Here is an 18,101-nt window from a genome sequence, read left to right on the forward strand (position 1 = left end):
CCTCGCGCTGGTTCCAGAGCTCGCTCCCGCCGAAACCACTGCGCTGCAGGTGATTTCCGATGCTGCCGGGCGCATGCGGGTGCGGGTGGACTGGGTCCGCTGCAATTCGCGGCGGGCCGTCGCGGTAGAGGACGCCGTCGCCAAGTGCAACGGGGTACGCGTCGTGCACGCCTACCCGCGCACCGGTTCGGTCGTCGTCTGGTACTCCCCCAGGCGCTGCGACCGCGCGGCGGTGCTGACGGCGATCGACGGCGCCGCACACGTAGCGGCCGAACTCATTCCCGCACGCCCACCCCACTCCGAGGAGATCCGCAACGCCGACGTACTGCGCATGGTGATCGGCGGCGCGGCGCTGGCCCTGCTCGGCGTACGCCGCTATGTGTTCGCCCGGCCGCCGCTACTGGGGCCGAGCGGCCGGATGGTGGCCACCGGCGTAACCATCTTCACCGGCTACCCGTTCCTGCGCGGAGCACTGCGCTCGGTGGGTTCGGGCAGGCTCGGCACCGATGCGCTGGTCTCCGCGGCGACGGTAGCGAGCCTGATCCTGCGCGAGAACGTCGTCGCGCTCACCGTGCTGTGGTTGCTCAACATCGGCGAATATTTACAGGATCTGACGCTGCGCCGGACCAGGCGCGCCATCTCGGAGCTGTTGCGCGGCAACCAGGACACCGCCTGGGTGCGGCTGGCCGAGGGCCAGGAGGTTCAGGTGCCGATCGACAGCCTCGAGATCGGTGACGAGGTGGTGGTGCACGACCATGTCGCCATCCCGGTCGACGGTGAGGTGGTCGAGGGCGAAGCTGTGGTCAACCAGTCGGCGATCACCGGGGAGAACCTGCCGGTCAGCATCATCCCCGGGGCACACGTACACGCCGGTTCGGTGGTGGTGCGCGGACGGCTGGTGGTGCGCGCCAGCGCCGTCGGCAACCAGACCACCATCGGGCGCATCATCACCAGAGTCGAAGAGGCGCAACACGACCGGGCTCCGATCCAGACCGTCGGAGAGAACTTCTCCCGGCGCTTCGTGCCGACCTCGTTCGTCGTCTCGGCGCTGACCCTGCTGGTCACCGGCGATGTCCGGCGCGCCATGACCATGCTGTTGATCGCTTGCCCGTGCGCGGTGGGCCTGTCCACGCCGACGGCCATCAGCGCCGCGATCGGCAACGGCGCCCGCCGCGGCATCCTGATCAAGGGCGGCTCGCACCTCGAACAGGCCGGCCGGGTCGACGCGATCGTCTTCGACAAGACCGGAACGCTCACCGTCGGGCGCCCGGTGGTCACGAATATCGTGTCGCTGCACAAGGATTGGGAGCCCGAGCAGGTGCTGGCCTATGCCGCCAGCTCGGAGATCCACTCCCGGCACCCGCTCGCCGAGGCGGTCATCCGCTCCACCGAGGAGCGCCACATCAGCATCCCGCCGCACGAGGAATGCGAGGTGCTGGTCGGCCTGGGCATGCGGACCTGGGCCGACGGGCGCACCCTGCTGCTCGGCAGTCCCGGGCTGCTGCGCGCCGAGAAAGTCAAAGTATCCAAGAAGGCGCAGGAGTGGGTGGACAGGCTGCGCCGCCAGGCCGAGACGCCGCTGTTGCTCGCCGTGGACGGCACGCTGGTCGGTGTGATCAGCCTGCGCGACGAGGTGCGGCCGGATGCGGCCGGGGTGCTGAACGAGCTGCGAGACAGTGGCGTTCGTCGGATCGTGATGCTCACCGGCGACCACCCCGACATCGCCGCGGTGGTCGCCGAGGAGTTGGGCATCGACGAATGGCGCGCCGAGGTGATGCCTGAGGACAAGCTAGAGGTGGTGCGCCAACTGCAGGAGGACGGCTACGTCGTCGGGATGGTCGGTGACGGCATCAACGACGCCCCGGCGCTGGCCGCCGCCGACATCGGCATCGCGATGGGCCTGGCCGGCACCGACGTCGCCGTCGAAACGGCGGACGTGGCACTGGCTAACGACAACCTGCACCGCCTGCTTGATGTCAGGGACCTCGGCGGGCGGGCGGTAGACGTCATCCGGGAGAACTATGGCATGTCCATCGCCGTCAACGCCGCCGGGCTACTCATCGGCGCGGGCGGCGCGCTGTCGCCGGTGCTGGCCGCGATTTTGCACAACGCGTCGTCGGTAGCCGTGGTGGCCAACAGCTCTCGGCTGATCCGATACCGGCTGGACGGACCCGTGGCGACCGCAAGCGCGGCGCAGAGCGCCGCGGTCACGCGGGCCTAGCAGCAATCTTCGCCGCGCCACGCGAGCACGCCCTGCCAGACAGCGACGCCGGCCACCGCCAGCCCGATCGCGGGATCGATCCACCATCCGGCGGGCCAGGCCGCGGTGACCGCCAGCCCGCTCAGCACCCCGGCGGCCTGGATAGCGCACAGATAATTCTGTGTGCCCTCGCCCTCGGTCGCCCCGGACTGCAGCCGCGCGCCCACCCGATGGTTGGCCCAGCCCAGAATCGGCATCAGCACCACAGCCAGGGCCGTCAGCGCGATACCGAGCACCGAGGCCTCGGCGTGCTCGCCGATCAGCAGATGCCGCGCGGATTCGGCGGCGACATACGGTGCCACCAGCCAGAATGAGAGCGCGACGCCGCGTTGGGCGCGCCGCTCGGCGGTCTGGGACAAGGTGCGGTCGCCGGTGAACCGCCACAGCACCATCGCACTGGCCAGGCCCTCGGAGGCACCGCCCAGCGCCCATCCCGTCAGCGCGACCGATCGGACCGCCACACCCTCGCACAGCCCCACGCCGCCTTCGATGAGCAGCACGGCCAGGCTGATCCAGGCCAGCCGGCGCGCCCAGGCGGCGTTGCGCAGCCACTCGGCGCCGTGCGGCACTTGCTCCGGGTGACACGCGTGCTCGATCACACCGGCTGGTTCGCCAATGGCACCGGGACTGGTCATCTCCGCGATGTTAGCGGCATGGTCGGTGACGCGCCGGAATCGGCGCGCTCGCCGGTGCCTGGCAGACGTGTGAAAACGTTCCGCGACAACTAATCGTCACGCGGTGTAGGAGAGTTCGCGCGCGACGGAAGGGCATTCGGTTCGAAGTCCCCTCGGGCCGGACGAGCGGCCACCGGCTCTGCACAGCGTGTCTTGAGGCAATTGCCAGAGCCATCGCTTGCTGAACGGCGCAATGCTTTCATTGCACGCAAGATGTCCTTCCAAACCTTCTGATAGACGCGTCAATGCGTGCGGGCGCAGTCTGCTGGGAGCGCCCTGAAGCGGCGTGCTGCTCATCCCGGTGGAAGGAAAGACGATGTCGTTTGTCAACGTGGTGCCTGAGTTTGTGGCGGCAGCCGCTTCGGATCTGGCAGGCATTGGTTCTGCGATCAGTGACGCCACTTTCGCGGCCGCGGTACCGACCACCGCCATTGCCGCTGCGGGTGCCGACGAGGTGTCCGCGGCGATCGCGGCATTGTTCGGCAACCACGCGCAGCAATATCAGGCGATAAGCGTGCAGGTGTCGGCGTTTCACGACAAGTTCGTGCAGACCGTGAATGCGGCGGGGGCTGCCTATGGCGCTGCCGAGGCGGCTAATGCCTCGCCGCTGCAAATCTTGGAAAACGATCTGCTGGGTGCGATCAACGCGCCAACCAAAGCGCTGCTGGGCCGGCCATTGATCGGCAATGGCGCCAACGGGACCGCGCCAGGGCAAGCCGGCGGAGGTGGCGGCATCTTGTTCGGCAGTGGCGGTAACGGCGCGCCCGGCACCAACGCAGGCGTGGCCGGTGGCGCCGGCGGGGCTGCCGGCCTGTTCGGCAACGGCGGTACCGGTGGAGTCGGCGGAGCCGGAGCGGCCGGCGGTGTCGGCGGCAGTGCCGGCTGGCTGTTTGGCAGCGGCGGCACCGGCGGGGCCGGCGGCATCAATGGCGGCATTGGCGGGAGCGGGGGTAACGCCATATTGCTGGGCAACGGTGGAGCCGGCGGCGGAGGCGGGCTCTCCAGCGGTACCGGCGGTGCGGGCGGTAACGGCGGATGGTTGTGGGGCAACGCCGGTGCCGGCGGCGCCGGCGGGACTGCGACCAGTAGCGCAGTCGCGGGCGGTCTGGGTGGTCATGGCGGACATGCGGGGTTGACCGGCGCCGGCGGTGCCGGCGGCGCCGGCGGCATCGGAGCTGCCGGCGCCGCCGGCTCCACTATCACCGGCCAGGACGGTACCGCAGGCAGCGCGGGCGGCGCCGGCGGAAACGGCGGCGCCGCCGGGGCCGGAGGGCTGTTGTGGGGCGACGGCGGGGTCGGCGGGGTTGGAGGGGCCGGCGGCGCCGGCGGCACCGGCGGTACCGGTGACGGCGGCTTCAACGGCGGCGCTGGCGCCAACGGCGGGCTCGGCGGGCACGGCGGCGCCGGTGGCGCCGGTGGTGAAATCCGCATTGGTCCGTTCGGCAGTCAACCGGGTGCCGGTGGGGCCGGCGGGGCCGGCGGTGTCGCAGGTGACGGCGGTGCCGGCGGCGTCGGTGTGTGGGGTACCAACAACGGCGCCGGCGGCACCGGCGGCAACGGCGGTAACCCCGGAGCGGGCGGAGTGGGCGGCACCGGTTATGGCACGGGCGCCAACGGGGCGACCGGAGCCGCTGCGACCAGCGGTGGTAACGGCGGCGTCGGCGGAGCCGGCGCCGACGCCCCGACTACCGCTCCCGGCGCCACCGGCGGCAACGGCGGGGTAGGTGGCAACGGCGGAATGGTCGGCAACGGCGGCAACGGCGGGGCCGGCGGCGCCGGCGGCATCGGCACCGCAGGCGCCCCCGGTGTCAGCCCCGGGACCGGCGGCGCGGGAGGAGCTGGCGGTAACGCCGGACAGGTCGGCAACGGCGGCAACGGCGGCAACGGGGGCAACGGGGGGATCGGCGCCGCGGGTGGCAACGGCCAAGGCCAGGGCGCCAGTGGGGCATCCGGGTACACCGGGGGGACCGGCGGCGTCGGCGGCGTCGGCGGCAACGGCGGAACGCAATCCGGAAACGGCGGCCAGGGCGGCGCCGGCGGCATCGGCGGCACCGGCGGGGCGGGGGGCAATGGAGTCTACGGTGGCGATCAGAGCCGCTCTGGCTATCCCGGCGGCGCTGGCGGAAACGGCGGAGCCGGCGGGACGGGCGGCACCGGCGGGGACGGCGGGGCCGGCGGGATCGCGACTCCCGGCCACGGCAGCGACGGCAGCCAGGGCGCCGGCGGCAACGGCGGCACGGGCGGCTCCGGTGGCAGACCAGGTGACGGCGGAATCGGCGGGGGAGGCTCCGACGACGGCGGCTCGGGCGGTCCGGGCGGCAACGGGGGCAATGCCGGGGCGAGCGGTGCCGGTGGAATAGGTGGCTTCGGTTCGGTTGACGGATCGACCGGTTTGGCTGGTAATACCCCCTACGCCGGCGGTAACGGCGGCAAAGGCGGCAATGGGTTTAGCGAAGTTCCTTTCGGCGGTGGGCCTGGATATGGCGGAGCGGGCGGCAACGGCGGCACCGGCGGCAGCGGAGTTATCGGCGCTGCCGGCGGGGCCGGCGGGCAGGGCGGAACCGCCGGCAACGGATTTACTACCTTTGTCAGCGGCGGGCCGGGCGGGACCGGCGGCACTGGTGGCGCCGGTACCCAGACGGGCGGGTCGGGTGGGAACGGCGGCACGGGTGGCGCCGGCAGCAGCAACGCTGTTGGGGACCCAATCGCTGGCCCGGGCGGCGCCGGCGGCACGGGTGGACCCGGCGGACCTGGCGGCAGCAACCCGGGCGGTTCTGGCGGGGCCGGAACATCCGGCCAATTCGGCGTCGGTGCCAAGGGCGGAGTCGGCGGCACCGGTGGTGTCGGCGGCGCCGGCGGCCAGGCCTCGTAACGACGTGTGTAGGCGGAATTTCCGTGCTTCATTGAGGTTTTGAGCGGTCGCGGCACGGAGCTGGCGGTCGAAGTCCAGAGCGGATGCCGGCAGCGGATGAGGCGAGGTGGCGAGGTGGCGAGCCGCAGCATTACTAGGTAGCTCGGGAAGCCGGCGGACTTATGGCTCATGTGGAAATCCGATTAGCCCGATCTGCCGAGTGCGCGCGGCCGCGGGCCGTGATTGATCCGGTTCGTGAGCCTTTTGGGGGTCGCGCTGCAACCTTGTTCGGCCGAGCTGGAAGGCTCCATATTCTGTAGATTTCGATTTTGCAGAATGACCTGTCCGAAACGGCTTTATGTAACTTCACCAGCACACGACTATCCGCGCGAAGACCGGGAATCCACAGTTGAGCTCAAGAATTCAAACCTCAGCAGGAAGGATTAGCTGACAGGGCTGTGACCGCCGCCCTTACCCACACCAATTTATTCGGGCTCAACACCCCCGCGATCGCGCCACGGAAACCCGGTCGTCATCTCGGGAGACTGCCGCGATCACCAACGGTGCCCGGATGCCGAAGAAATGGCCTGCCTCGCGCGACTGATTCCGGTAATCAGCGGCGTGAGTCCAGCCGAGCTGGCCGAACAGCTGTAGCTTGGCGCCGCAGCACCGGTGCGGGTGCGACGCACGGACACGTCCCGGCCCGGCCGTTTTGGTCACCTGATACCCGTCGTTACAGTGGCTAACCACCACGTGCGAGGCGGGAGGTCCACAAATGGTGCGCACCGACGATGACACCTGGAACCTGGCGTTCAGCGTGGGTGCCACCGCCACCATGGTCGCCGCCGGGCGCGCCCGCGCCAGCAGGGCGGGTGTGATCGACGACCCGTTTGCCGAGCCGCTGGTGCGCGCGGTGGGCATCGACTTCTTCACCCGCTGGGCCTGCGGCCAGTTGGACACCACGACGGTCGACTTCCCCGACGCGCCGTGGGGCATGCAGCGCATGACCGACCAACAGGCGGCCCGTACCCGCCACATCGACGACTTCTTCGCCGTGAGCCAGGAAGCGGGTATCCGGCAGGCGGTGATACTGGCGTCCGGCCTGGACGCACGCGGGTATCGGCTGCCGTGGGCCACGAACACGACCGTCTTCGAGATCGACGTGCCGCAGGTGCTCGGGTTCAAGACGACAACGCTGGCGGCCTTGGGCGCTACGCCCACCGCGGACGTGCGGGCCGTTCCGATCGACCTGCGCCACGACTGGCCGACGGCGCTGCGAGCGGCCGGCTTCGACGTCACCCGGCCCACCGCCTGGGCCGCCGAGGGGCTTTTCGGGTATCTGCCCCCCGAAGGCCAGGACCTGTTGCTGGACAACGTCTCCGCGCTGAGCACCGCGGGCAGCCGCCTGGTCGCCGAGGTCTTCTTCAGCGCGCCGGCCAGCCGCGAGCTGTACGACGCCATCTTCGCCAGATGGTATGAACACGGACTCGACGTGGAAATGGATCGGCTGGGCTTTCCGGGTGAGCGCAGCGACGTCGCCACCTATCTGGCAAGACACGGCTGGTGCGTCTCCCGCACATTGCTCAATGAGTTGCTGGTGGCCAACGGTTTGCGGCCGCACGCCGTGGGCCGCTGCGCCGACGAGACCATGTTCACCGAAAACTATTACTGCACCGCGGTGCTGAGCTCAGGAAGGCCTGACTGATGCCGAACTCCGCCAAGCCGCTGGACGGCTTCCGGGTACTCGACTTCACCCAGAACGTAGCGGGGCCGCTGGCCGGTCAGATTCTGGCCGACCTGGGCGCCGAAGTCGTCAAGATCGAAGCCCCCGGCGGTGAGCAGTCCCGACGGCTCACCTCGGTGCTGCCCGGCCGCCCGCCACTGGCCACCTACTTCCTGCCGAACAACCGCGGCAAGAAATCCGTCGCCGTCGATTTGACCGACGAGGCGGCCAGACAACAGGTCCTGCGGCTGGCCGACACCGCAGACGTCGTCCTGGAAGGGTTTCGGCCCGGCGTCATGGAACGGCTGGGCCTGGGACCCGACGAGTTGCGGGCACGCAACCCCAGACTGGTCTACGCGCGGCTCAGTGCATTCGGCGGAAACGGTCCGAACGGCACCCGCCCGGGAGTCGATCTGATGGTGGCCGCCGAGGCGGGCATGTGCACCGGTATGGCCACGCCCAGCGGCAAACCGCAGATCATCCCGTTCCAGCTGGTCGACAACGCCAGCGGCCACGTGCTGGCCCAGGCGGTGCTGGCCGCGCTGCTCAACCGCGAGCGGCACGGGGTGGGTGATCTGGTGCGGGTCGCGATGTACGACGTCGCCGTCAGCCTGCAGGCCAATCAGCTGACCATCCATCTCAACAAGCCCGCGCAAACCGTCCCCGCACCGCCGGCCAAGAAGCGCAAGGGTGTCGGCTTCGCCACCCAACCGTCGGACGCCTTCAAAGCCTCAGACGGGTATCTGGTGATCAGCGCGTACGTGCCCAAACACTGGACCACGCTGTGCCACATCATTGGCCGGCCGGATCTCATCGACGATCAGCGCTTCGCCGATCAGCGCTCCCGGGCCATCAACTACGCCGAGCTGACCGACGAACTCGAATCGGCACTGGCCGCCAAGACGGTCGCAGAGTGGGTGCAGTTACTGCAGGAGGGCGGCCTGATGGCCTGCCTGGCCCACACCTGGAAGCAGGTGGTCGACACCGCATTGTTCGCCGAGAACGACCTGGCCCTGCAGGTCGGCAGCGGAGACGACGCGATCACCGTCATCCGCACGCCGGCCCGGTATTCCAGCTTTGACGCCACGGTCACCGAGCCGCCGCCGGCCGTCGGCGCGCACAATGACCAGTTTCTGAACTAGTCGGCATCTCCCCTGAACAGGGGCTTTTCGGCGCAATTCGAAAAGACCGGATTGCGAATCTTCCGAAGAAGGGTAAGTCCGCCGAACTGCGGTTTTTCCAAAGACGGACGGGCCGAAGCTCTGGCGGCCGCCGCGGCGAACTTCTGTGCAGCAGCCGGGGCGGTCAACGTCGCTGCAGTCGGTCAAGCAAGTGATGTCGCATCCGAGCATCGGCAACAGCGCCGCGACCTCTCCGCGGGGTCCTGATCGAGTCCGTCAGCGCGTCCAGCAGTGTCGCGAAACAGGTCTTCCTGGCCGTCGATGCGGTTGTAGAACGACCCGACGGCGACATCGGCGCCCGTGATGGCGTCCTGTGCCGGCACGTCGAGCCGCGGCGAACGTCCGCGCGGCCTCGAACAGCGCGGCACTGGTGCGCTGATTGCGCAGGTTCATCCGTCTTCTCATCAAACCCCCAGGCAACCACGCCGCACGGGTGCATGTTTCTTTGAATCGGCAATGAATCGGCGCGGGGTTTGCCGAATCAGCGACACCCACATGGAGTATTTGGTCAGATGTCGGTAGCGGGATTCAAAGAATTTGCTGATCGCAAGTATATGGCGAATCCGGCACGCGGACGCCCGGTGGACACCCGATCACCCCCGCCCGTTCACACCGCTCGGTTTACCTGAGCGAAACCGGCACCGAGGAGTCTTATGAGCAGCGCTGTCCACGGCGATCCGCAGACGCCCCAATCGGGGCATATCCTGCCGAACCTGCGTTACGACGTGCCAGCCTCACTGGTGGTCTTTCTGGTGGCGCTGCCGCTGTCACTGGGTATCGCGATCGCCTCCGGGGCGCCGCTAATGGCCGGTTTGATCGCCGCGGTCAGCGGCGGCATCATCGCCGGATCTGTCGGCGGATCGGTACTGCAGGTCAGCGGTCCGGCCGCGGGTCTGACCGTGGTCGTCGCGGGACTGATCGACCAGTTCGGCTGGGAGATGACCTGCGTGATCACCGTCTGTGCGGGCGCGGTGCAGATCCTGCTGGGTCTGGTGCGGGTGGCCCGCGCCGCGCTTGCCGTCGCGCCGGTGGTGGTGCACGCCATGCTGGCGGGGATCGGCGTCACCATCGTGTTGCAACAGATCCACGTGCTGCTGGGCGGATCGTCACGCAGTTCCGCATGGGCGAACATCGAAGCGCTGCCCAGCGGCATCCTCAACCACGAATTGCACGAAGTGATCGTCGGCAGCGTCGTCATCGCCATCCTGTTGCTGTGGCCCAAACTGCCGCCCAAGGTCAGGTTCATTCCCGGCGCCCTGGTGGCGATCGTGGCAGCCACCGCGCTGTCCCTGGTGGTGGACCTGCAGGTCGAGCGGATCAACCTGTCTGGCAACTTCTTCGAGGCCATCGGCCTGCCCCAGCTTCCGCCGCTGTCGCCGGGCGGGCGCCCCTGGACCCAGGAGATCGGCGCCGTTGCGCTGGGTGTACTGACGGTCGCGCTGATCGCCAGCGTCGAATCACTGCTGTCCGCCGTCGGCATCGACAAGCTGCACAACGGACCGCGCACCAACTTCAACCGGGAGATGGTCGGGCAGGGCAGCGCGAACGTGGTCTCCGGGCTGCTCGGCGGGTTGCCGGTCACCGGGGTTATCGTGCGCAGTTCCACCAACGTGGCCGCGGGTGCACGCACCCGCACCTCGGCGGTGCTGCACGGCGTCTGGATCCTGCTGTTCGCCTCGCTGCTCACCAGCCTGGTGGAGCTTATTCCCAAGGCTGCGCTGGCCGGCCTGCTGATCGTGATCGGCATTCAACTCCTCAAGCTGGCACACATCAGAGTCGCGGTACGAACCGGCAACTTCGCTATCTACGCCATCACCATCGCATGCGTGGTCTTCCTCAACCTGCTGGAAGGTGTGGCGATCGGTCTTGCCGTCGCGATCCTGTTCCTGCTGGTGCGCGTCGTCCGCGCACCGATCGAGGCCAGGCCGGTCGGCGGCACGTCGAAGCACTGGCATGTCGACATCGACGGCACCCTGAGTTTCCTGCTGCTGCCCCGACTGACCAACGTGCTCGCAAAGATGCCGCCGGGCAGCGACGTCACCCTCAACCTCAACGCCGACTACATCGACCACTCGATCTCCGAAGCGATCTCGGACTGGAAGGTCGCCCACGAGGCGACCGGCGGATCGGTACACATCGTCGAGACGTCGCCGGCGAATCTGTCCAGTGCACACAGCAGCCCGCCCAAACGCCACTACGCGGCGCGCTCGACGCGCCAAGCCCCGTGGCCGTCGCGCCGCGACGGCAACGGCGCAGGAAAGGATGCGTCCATCCTCGACGGCGTCAAGCATTACCACCGCGTCGGTGTGGGCGCCCTGCACCATCACGTCCAAGAGCTGGTCAGCTCACCGAACCCGGATACTTTATTCCTGACCTGTGCCGACTCGCGGATATTGCCGGACACCATCACCGCCAGCCGGCCCGGCGACCTCTACATCGTCCGCAACGTCGGCAACCTGGTGCCCACCGATCCGGCCGAACTCTCGGTGGACGCCGCGCTGGATTTCGCGGTCAACGGGCTTGGCGTGAGTTCGGTTGTGGTCTGCGGACATTCGTCATGTCGCGCGATGCAGGTCGTCCTGGACGACGACGTCGATGTCGCATACCGTCCCATCGGCCGCTGGCTCGAGCACGCGCACGACAGCTTGGCAGCGTATCGGGCTAATCACCCGGCGCGGGTGAGCAGCACGTCGAATGGCTTCACCTTCAGCGAACTGGACCAATTATCGATCGTGAACGTCGCCGTCCAGGTGGAGCGCCTCACCCGCCATCCGATCCTGGCGCCGTTGGTGGCGTCCGGGCGACTGCGCGTCGTGGGCATCTTCTTCGATTTCGCGACCGTGCACGTGCATGAGGTCGATGAGAACGGGATCGTGCACACCACCGACGCGACGGCGGCAAAAGACGCGGTGTCAGCCGTGCGGTAGCCGCACGACCTGCACGAAGAACTCGTCGATCTGGCGGACGGCGTTCATGAACTGGTCGAGATCCACCGGCTTGGTGACGTAGGCGTTGGCGTGCAGCTTGTAGCTGCGCAGAATGTCTTCCTCGGCCGAGGACGTGGTGAGAACGACGACCGGGATGCGACTCAGTTCGGGGTCGGACTTGATCTTCTCCAGCAGGTGCCGGCCGTCGTACTTCGGCAGGTTCAGGTCCAGCAGAATGAGATCGGGCCGCGGCGCGTGCTCGTAGGCCCCTCGCCGGTAGAGGTAGTTCAGGCCCTCCTCGCCGTCGTGCGCCACATGCAACCGGTTGTTGAGTTTGTTGTGCTCGAACGCTTCCCGGGTGATCAGCTCGTCGCCGGGGTCGTCCTCGACGAGCAGGATGTCGATTGCGCGGCCGGGTGATGTCATGCGTCTGCTCCTTCTAGAGTGGCCTCAGCGTCGGGTTCAGCGGTGGGAAGGGTGAATTCCAAACGCGTCCCATCGGTGTAGGAGGTGTCGATCCAGACGGTCCCGCCGTGGTGTTCAACGATCTTCTTGCACATGGCAAGCCCCAGCCCCGTTCCACCATAGGTGTCGCGGCCGTGCAAGCGCTGGAAGATGATGAAGACCTTGTCGACGAACTCCTCGGGAATGCCGATTCCGTTGTCGGACACACTGAACACCCAGTAGCCCCGGCGCCCGGCGACGCCCGGCCGGCAATCGACGACAACGCGGGGTGCCCGATCCTCCCGCCGGAATTTCACGGCGTTGCCGATCAGGTTCTGCCACAGCATCGTCAGCAACGTCGGGTCGCCGAAGACCTGCGGGAGCCGGAGCTTCGGGCGGACGATCGCGGCTCCGGACTCCTCGATCGCGGTCGCGAGGTTGGCGATGGCCGTATCCAGCGACGTGTCCAATTCCACCTTGGTGTACTTGGTGTTCAGGCGGCCGACCCGGGAGAAGCTGAGCAGGTCGTTGATCAGGACCTGCATGCGCTTGGCGCCGTCGACCGCGTACTCGATGTACTGGGTGCCCCGCTCATCGAGCTGGTTGCCGTACCGCTTCTCCAGCAGCTGGCAGAACGAGGCCACCTTGCGCAACGGCTCCTGCAGGTCGTGGGAGGCGACGTAGGCGAACTGCTCGAGTTCGGCATTGGAGCGGCGCAGCTCGGCAGCCTGCTCGTCCAACTGCGCTTGAGCCGACCGGGACGCCTCGAGTTCGGCCACGATCCGCTGGCGCATGTTCTCCACGTCGACGGCGATGCCCCGGATATCCGCGGGCCGGCGCGGCGGCTCGATGCTGTCGCTGAAGTGGCCGTCGGTGATCTGGCGGCACGCCGCGGCCAATCTGGCCAGGGGACGGGTGACGGCACGCTGCACCAGCAACCCCAGCAGCGCGGCGGTGGCGACGAAGATCAGCACCATGGCACCCAGTACCCGGTCCCGCCAGTCGTTCATGCGCGAGAGTTGGACAAAACCATGGTCGCGTGCTGCGGTCAGGTGGGCATTCTGCGTATCGAAAAGGGTTCGCAAATAGTCGAATTGGGCTTTGCCGAGCGCCGCCATCGCACCGGGTATGACCGTGGGAACGCTTGGGGCCACGCTCGCGATCAGGGGCTCGGCATAGTCTCTGCGCCAGCTGGCAGCGGTGGTCTCGATGGCGTCGAGGTCGGCGATCAGGTCGGCGCGCCCACGCAGCCGCATCCGCAATTCCTGCGAAGCCGCCCGCTCGGCTTCCAGTCCCTGGTAGTAGGGACTGAGAAACTGCCGGTCGGCCGAGATCAAGTAACCCCGTAGCCCCGTTTCCTGATCACGCAGCGCCGACTGCAACTGGAGCGCTGTTGCGCGCGACGGTTGAATCTCCTCTCTGAGTTCGCGCGATACCGCGTCGGTGCGATCGAGCAGCACCGCACCGACGACGGCGCCGGCAAGGACCAGCAGCCCCATCGTCGACAACACGAGGGCCAGCCATCCCCGCACGGTCAGCTGCGGCTTGGGCAGCGAACCTGACGCGTCGCTTCTCACGAGGTCACCGCCCGGTCCGCTGAACCCGCACCACGGCGATGTCGTCGGTGAGCCCGCCCTGATCCTGAGCCAGCCGCTGGGCCCCGTCGATGAGCGCGTCGACGAACTCCGCACCGGCCAGCCCCGCGTGCCCGCGCGCCAGCGCGAGCAAACCGTCTTCACCGAGCCGCCGGTTGCCGCGGCCGGCATATCCCTCGAAGAGTCCATCGGTCAGTAGCAGCAACCCGTGGCCGTCGGGCACGTCCAGTCGGTGTTGCGGCCAGTCGCTGCCGCGCAAGCCCAGCGCCGGACCGTACGGCGGCTCGATCCACTCCACCGAATTCGGACCGTGCAGCAACATCCCGGGATGGCCCGCGCGGATCGCGGTGATAGCGCCCTCGGCGGGGATCGCCAGGCTAAGCACGGTGGCGAAGACGCCCTTTTCGGTCCGCTCGGCGTTCAGCACCCGGTCCAGCTGGAGCATCTGATCGCCACCGTGGATGCCGGCGAATGTCAATGTGCGCCAAGCGATCCGCAGCGCGGCGCCCAGTGCCGCCTCGTCCGGTCCGTGCCCGGCGACGTCGCCGATCAGCACGTGGGTGACGCGGTCGGGGGTCTGCACCACGTCGTAGAAGTCGCCGCACAGCAACGCGTTCTCGCGACTGGGCCGGTACCGGGCAACAATGTCCACACCCGGGTTGTCCAGCAACAGCGGGGAAGGCAGCAATCCCCGCTCCAGCAAAGCGTTCTCCCGGGCGCGCAACTGGCTGGCGTGCAGGTCGGCGGCGATCAGTTCGGCACGTTTGCGTTCGATCGCATAGAACAGCGCGCGCCGCAGCATCTCGGGCTCGACGCGGCCCTTGACCAGATAATCCTGAGCGCCGGCCGCCACCGCGGACGCGCCGAAGTACTCGTCGTTGAGTCCGGTCAACACCACGATCGGTACCGTCGCATCGCTTTTCAGGATGCGGTCCAACGCGTCGATTCCGTTGGCATCCGGCAGATTGAGGTCCAGCAGGACGCAATCGGGGCGGGCAGAGGCCAGCTGACGTTCGGCGTGCTCCATCGACTGCGCCCACACCACCTCGATGTCAGCGACGGTGTCGGCGATCAGTTCTTCGACCAGCACCGCGTCGGCACGGTCGTCTTCGACCAACAGCAAAGACAGCGACTGCCAACTCGCCGGGGCCAACGAACCAGCCACCGCCATCAACGGCCCGTCACACGTGTGCGGGCACGCGAAACTGGGTTCCTCACCTCACACCCCCCTGGGCAGTGAATACGTTCGTGTGGCACGACAACACGAAGCACCGGTGCACCGGCCCTAGGCGTTCGTTGCCACCCCGACTGGCTGCTCAATCGCGGGGACTTGGTCGTCAGCTGGATACTAGGCGGTTGGACTGGGCTTTTCCCTCAGTACGCGAAACGAAACTCCTGATACGGGTATAGACGTGGCGTCAGCGCAGCAGCGCCCGCGACATCACGACCCGCTGGATCTGGTTGGTGCCCTCGTAGATCTGGGTGATCTTGGCGTCGCGCATCATCCGCTCCACCGGGAAGTCGATGGTGTAACCGGCGCCGCCGAACAGCTGCACGGCATCGGTGGTGACCTCCATGGCCACGTCCGAAGCCAGGCATTTCGACGCCGCCGAGATGAAGCCGAGGTCGCCTTCGCCGCGCTCGGCGCGGGCGGCCGCGGAGTAGACCATCAGCCGCGCGGCCTCCACCTTCATCGCCATGTCGGCGATCATGAACTGCACCGCCTGGAAGTCGCTGATCGACTGCCCGAACTGCTTGCGGTCCTTGGTGTAGGCGATGGCAGCGTCCAACGCGCCCTGAGCGATACCGACGGCCTGTGCCCCGATGGTGGGTCGGGTGTGATCCAGGGTCGCCAGCGCCGTCTTGAACCCGGTGCCGGGATCGCCGATCATCCGGTCGCCCGGAATCCGGCAGTTCTCGAAGTACAACTCCGTGGTGGGCGAGCCCTTGATGCCGAGCTTGCGCTCTTTGGGACCGACGGTGAAACCCTCGTCGTCGATGTGCACCATGAACGCCGAAATGCCGTTGGCGCCCTTGTCGGGGTCGGTCACCGCCATCACCGTGTACCAGGATGACTTGCCGCCGTTGGTGATCCACGCCTTCGCGCCGTTGAGGATCCAGTCGTCGCCGTCGGCCTTGGCCCGGGTGCGCATCGAGGCGGCATCCGATCCGGCCTCGCGCTCGCTCAGCGCGTAGGAGGCCATTGCGGTGCCGTCGGCGACCGACGGCAGGACCTGCTTCTTCAGCTCGTCGGATCCGCGCAGGATCAGGCCCATGGTGCCCAGTTTGTTGACCGCGGGGATCAGCGAGGCGGAGGCGTCGACACGGGCCACCTCCTCGATGACGATGCAGGCCGCCACCGAATCCGCGCCCTGCCCGCCGTATTCCTCGGGTACGTGCACGGCGTTGAACCCCGACGCGTTCAGCGCCTGCAGTGCTTCCTCGGGAAACCGGGAGTTCTCATCCACGTCGGCGGCGTGCGGCGCGATCTCCTTTTCGGCCAGCGCGCGAATCGCCGCCCGCAACTCCTGGTGTTCCTCCGGCAACTGGAACAAATCGAACGACGGGTCTCCGGCCCATCCAGCCATCTTTCGGCCTCCTTGCTATTCGCGAGTTAACTTACCCGCAAGTCTCTGCAGTTCCGCATCCTTGGCCCGCACGGTCTCGGCCAGCTGATCCTGAAACGCGACGATCCGCGCCCTTAGTTCCGGATCCGCGGCACCCAGCATCCGCACCGCCAGCAGACCCGCGTTGCGGGCACCGCCGATCGACACCGTGGCCACCGGGACGCCGGCCGGCATCTGCACGATCGACAACAGGGAATCCAGGCCGTCAAGCCTGCTCAAGGGTACCGGTACCCCGATCACCGGCAACGGCGTCGCCGAGGCCACCATGCCCGGCAGATGCGCGGCCCCGCCCGCCCCGGCGATGACCACCTCGATCCCCCGGCCGGCTGCCTGACGGGCGTAGTCGAACATCACACCGGGGGTGCGGTGCGCCGACACCACCCGGACCTCGTGCGGGACGCCGAACTCGGCCAGCGCCGCGGCGGCGTCCTGCATCACCGTCCAGTCGCTGTCGCTGCCCATGATCACGCCGACCCGGGCCCGTTCACTCATTGCGCCGCTCCTCTCCCCCGCAAGCGGGAGGTGCCCTCACAACGCTTGGCTCTGCATCGTCACCGGCGCGGTCACTCATGGGGATCCCATCCGTCCGTCCAGTGCGCGTGAGACAACCAGTGTGCCGCCCGCGCGGCCCGTTCGCGCAGCTCGGCAAGGTCGTCGGGCCCGCGGGCGTCCGTGCCGAGGAAGTTGATGTGGCCGATCTTGCGGCCGGGACGCTCGGTCTTGCCGTAAAGGTGCACGCGCGCGTCGGGCATCCGGGCGAACAGGTGGTGCATCCGTTCGTCGATACTCATGTCCGGCGTCTGCGCCGCACCCAGCACATTGGCCATCACCGTCACCGGCACCGTGGCGTCGGTGTCGCCGAGCGGATAATCCAAAACCGCGCGCAGGTGCTGCTCGAACTGGCTGGTGCGGGAACCGTCCATGGTCCAGTGCCCGGAGTTGTGCGGCCGCATCGCCAACTCGTTGATCAGCAGCGCGCCGCCGGTCGTCTCGAACAATTCGACGGCCAGCACGCCGACCACGCCCAGCTCGCCGGCCAGCCGCAGCGCGAGCTGCTGTGCGTCGGCTGCCACCTCCGGGGCCAGGTCCGGCGCCGGCGCGATCACCTGGACGCAGATGCCGTTCTGCTGCACGGTCTGCACCACCGGCCATGCCGCGCCCTGGCCGAACGGCGAGCGGGCGACCAGGGCCGAGAGCTCCCGACGCAGCGCCACCCGCTCCTCGATCAACACCGGGACCCCCCCGGCCAGGTAGTCGGCCGCGATGTCGCGGGCGTGGGCAATGTCACGTGCCATCTCGACGCCGCGCCCGTCGTAGCCGCCCCGGGCGGTTTTGACCACCAACGAGCCGCCGACCTCCGCCGCGAACCCGTCCACCTCACCAAGACCGGCGGAGTCCTCGATGCCGAGATAGCGCGGCACCGGCGCGCCGAGGGCCCGCAATCGCCGCCGCATCACCAGCTTGTCCTGGGCATGCACCAGGGCTTGCGGCGGCGGCAGCACGTTGACCCCCTCGGCGACCAGCTTGTCCAGCAGTTCGGTGGGTACGTGCTCGTGGTCGAAGGTCAGCGCGGTGGCGCCGGCCGCCACCCGGCGCAGATCCTCCAGGTCGGTGTGGGAGCCGACCACCACGTCGGGGGTGACCTGGGCGGCCGGCTCGTCGGAGGTGTTAGCCAGCACGCGCAGTGTTTGCCCCAGGGCGATGGCGGCCTGATGGGTCATGCGGGCCAGCTGTCCACCGCCGACCATGGCTACCTGGGGGGTACGGGGTCTCGGCACGGCCTTCATGTTGTCACGGCACCTGACCGGCGTGTTTTCCG

At 68.2% G+C, this 18,101-nt stretch carries 11 protein-coding genes and 1 pseudogene; 5 read left to right on the forward strand and 7 right to left on the reverse strand.

The features are described 5' to 3' along the window. Positions 1-73: 73 nt before the first annotated feature. Positions 74-2,221 carry a manganese-exporting P-type ATPase CtpC gene (ctpC, locus tag ACX9NE_RS05110; RefSeq protein ID WP_459360636.1) on the forward strand — a complete coding sequence of 716 codons (2,148 nt, stop codon included), beginning with the start codon at positions 74-76 and terminating at the stop codon, positions 2,219-2,221. Here the strand turns inward: ctpC and ACX9NE_RS05115 are convergent. Beyond that, entirely contained in the window at positions 2,218-2,895 is a 678-nt protein-coding gene (locus ACX9NE_RS05115) for a cation diffusion facilitator family transporter (RefSeq protein ID WP_459360597.1), read from the reverse strand. The two genes, ctpC and ACX9NE_RS05115, sit on opposite strands and share 4 nt — an antisense overlap. Before the next feature lie 355 nt (positions 2,896-3,250). On the opposite strand from ACX9NE_RS05115, the gene ACX9NE_RS05120 reads away from it, so the two are divergent. From ACX9NE_RS05120 to ACX9NE_RS05135, 4 genes are all read left to right on the forward strand, one after another. Next, complete coding sequence (locus ACX9NE_RS05120) at positions 3,251-5,806, forward strand: PE family protein (protein ID WP_459360598.1); 2,556 nt, start codon at positions 3,251-3,253, stop codon at positions 5,804-5,806. A gap of 754 nt (positions 5,807-6,560) precedes the next feature. Beyond that, positions 6,561-7,490 carry an SAM-dependent methyltransferase gene (locus ACX9NE_RS05125; RefSeq protein ID WP_459360599.1) on the forward strand — a complete coding sequence of 310 codons (930 nt, stop codon included), beginning with the start codon at positions 6,561-6,563 and terminating at the stop codon, positions 7,488-7,490. Next, entirely contained in the window at positions 7,490-8,650 is a 1,161-nt protein-coding gene (locus ACX9NE_RS05130; protein WP_459360600.1) for a CoA transferase, read from the forward strand. Before ACX9NE_RS05125 ends, ACX9NE_RS05130 begins: the two co-directional genes overlap by 1 nt. 692 nt (positions 8,651-9,342) lie before the next feature. Next, positions 9,343-11,616: a SulP family inorganic anion transporter gene (locus ACX9NE_RS05135; RefSeq protein ID WP_459360601.1), complete on the forward strand. Its 2,274-nt coding sequence runs from the start codon at positions 9,343-9,345 to the stop codon at positions 11,614-11,616. Here the strand turns inward: ACX9NE_RS05135 and ACX9NE_RS05140 are convergent. From ACX9NE_RS05140 to ACX9NE_RS05165, 6 genes and pseudogenes are all read right to left on the reverse strand, one after another. After that, the gene (locus ACX9NE_RS05140) at positions 11,602-12,042 is read right to left on the reverse strand and encodes a response regulator (protein ID WP_459360602.1); all 441 of its coding nucleotides are present in this window, start codon (positions 12,040-12,042) and stop codon (positions 11,602-11,604) included. The genes ACX9NE_RS05135 and ACX9NE_RS05140 overlap by 15 nt on opposite strands. Further along, positions 12,039-13,559, reverse strand: a complete 1,521-nt coding sequence (locus tag ACX9NE_RS05145; RefSeq protein ID WP_459360637.1) for a sensor histidine kinase — start codon at positions 13,557-13,559, stop codon at positions 12,039-12,041. The genes ACX9NE_RS05140 and ACX9NE_RS05145 overlap by 4 nt, the downstream gene beginning before the upstream one ends. Positions 13,560-13,641: 82 nt before the next feature. Then, the gene (locus ACX9NE_RS05150) at positions 13,642-14,826 is read right to left on the reverse strand and encodes a PP2C family protein-serine/threonine phosphatase (RefSeq protein WP_459360603.1); all 1,185 of its coding nucleotides are present in this window, start codon (positions 14,824-14,826) and stop codon (positions 13,642-13,644) included. Positions 14,827-15,073: 247 nt separating this feature from the next. After that, positions 15,074-16,243: an acyl-CoA dehydrogenase gene (locus ACX9NE_RS05155; protein WP_459360604.1), complete on the reverse strand. Its 1,170-nt coding sequence runs from the start codon at positions 16,241-16,243 to the stop codon at positions 15,074-15,076. 15 nt (positions 16,244-16,258) lie between these two features. Further along, positions 16,259-16,774 carry a 5-(carboxyamino)imidazole ribonucleotide mutase gene (purE, locus tag ACX9NE_RS05160; RefSeq protein ID WP_459360605.1) on the reverse strand — a complete coding sequence of 172 codons (516 nt, stop codon included), beginning with the start codon at positions 16,772-16,774 and terminating at the stop codon, positions 16,259-16,261. Continuing rightward, positions 16,767-18,069 (reverse strand): annotated as a pseudogene (locus ACX9NE_RS05165) (5-(carboxyamino)imidazole ribonucleotide synthase). The gene purE and the pseudogene ACX9NE_RS05165 overlap by 8 nt, the downstream one beginning before the upstream one ends. Positions 18,070-18,101: the final 32 nt, after the last annotated feature.

It is taken from the genome of Mycobacterium sp. ML4, assembly GCF_054515735.1.

Bases quoted from the DNA above. Each gene is read 5' to 3' on its own strand.
- ctpC (WP_459360636.1), top strand. From the start codon at position 74: ATGCGGGTGCGGGTGGACTGGGTCCGCTGCAATTCGCGGCGGGCCGTC.
- ACX9NE_RS05115 (WP_459360597.1), bottom strand. From the start codon at position 2,895: ATGACCAGTCCCGGTGCCATTGGCGAACCAGCCGGTGTGATCGAGCAC.
- ACX9NE_RS05120 (WP_459360598.1), top strand. From the start codon at position 3,251: ATGTCGTTTGTCAACGTGGTGCCTGAGTTTGTGGCGGCAGCCGCTTCG.
- ACX9NE_RS05125 (WP_459360599.1), top strand. From the start codon at position 6,561: ATGGTGCGCACCGACGATGACACCTGGAACCTGGCGTTCAGCGTGGGT.
- ACX9NE_RS05130 (WP_459360600.1), top strand. From the start codon at position 7,490: ATGCCGAACTCCGCCAAGCCGCTGGACGGCTTCCGGGTACTCGACTTC.
- ACX9NE_RS05135 (WP_459360601.1), top strand. From the start codon at position 9,343: ATGAGCAGCGCTGTCCACGGCGATCCGCAGACGCCCCAATCGGGGCAT.
- ACX9NE_RS05140 (WP_459360602.1), bottom strand. From the start codon at position 12,042: ATGACATCACCCGGCCGCGCAATCGACATCCTGCTCGTCGAGGACGAC.
- ACX9NE_RS05145 (WP_459360637.1), bottom strand. From the start codon at position 13,559: ATGGGGCTGCTGGTCCTTGCCGGCGCCGTCGTCGGTGCGGTGCTGCTC.
- ACX9NE_RS05150 (WP_459360603.1), bottom strand. From the start codon at position 14,826: ATGGCGGTGGCTGGTTCGTTGGCCCCGGCGAGTTGGCAGTCGCTGTCT.
- ACX9NE_RS05155 (WP_459360604.1), bottom strand. From the start codon at position 16,243: ATGGCTGGATGGGCCGGAGACCCGTCGTTCGATTTGTTCCAGTTGCCG.
- purE (WP_459360605.1), bottom strand. From the start codon at position 16,774: ATGAGTGAACGGGCCCGGGTCGGCGTGATCATGGGCAGCGACAGCGAC.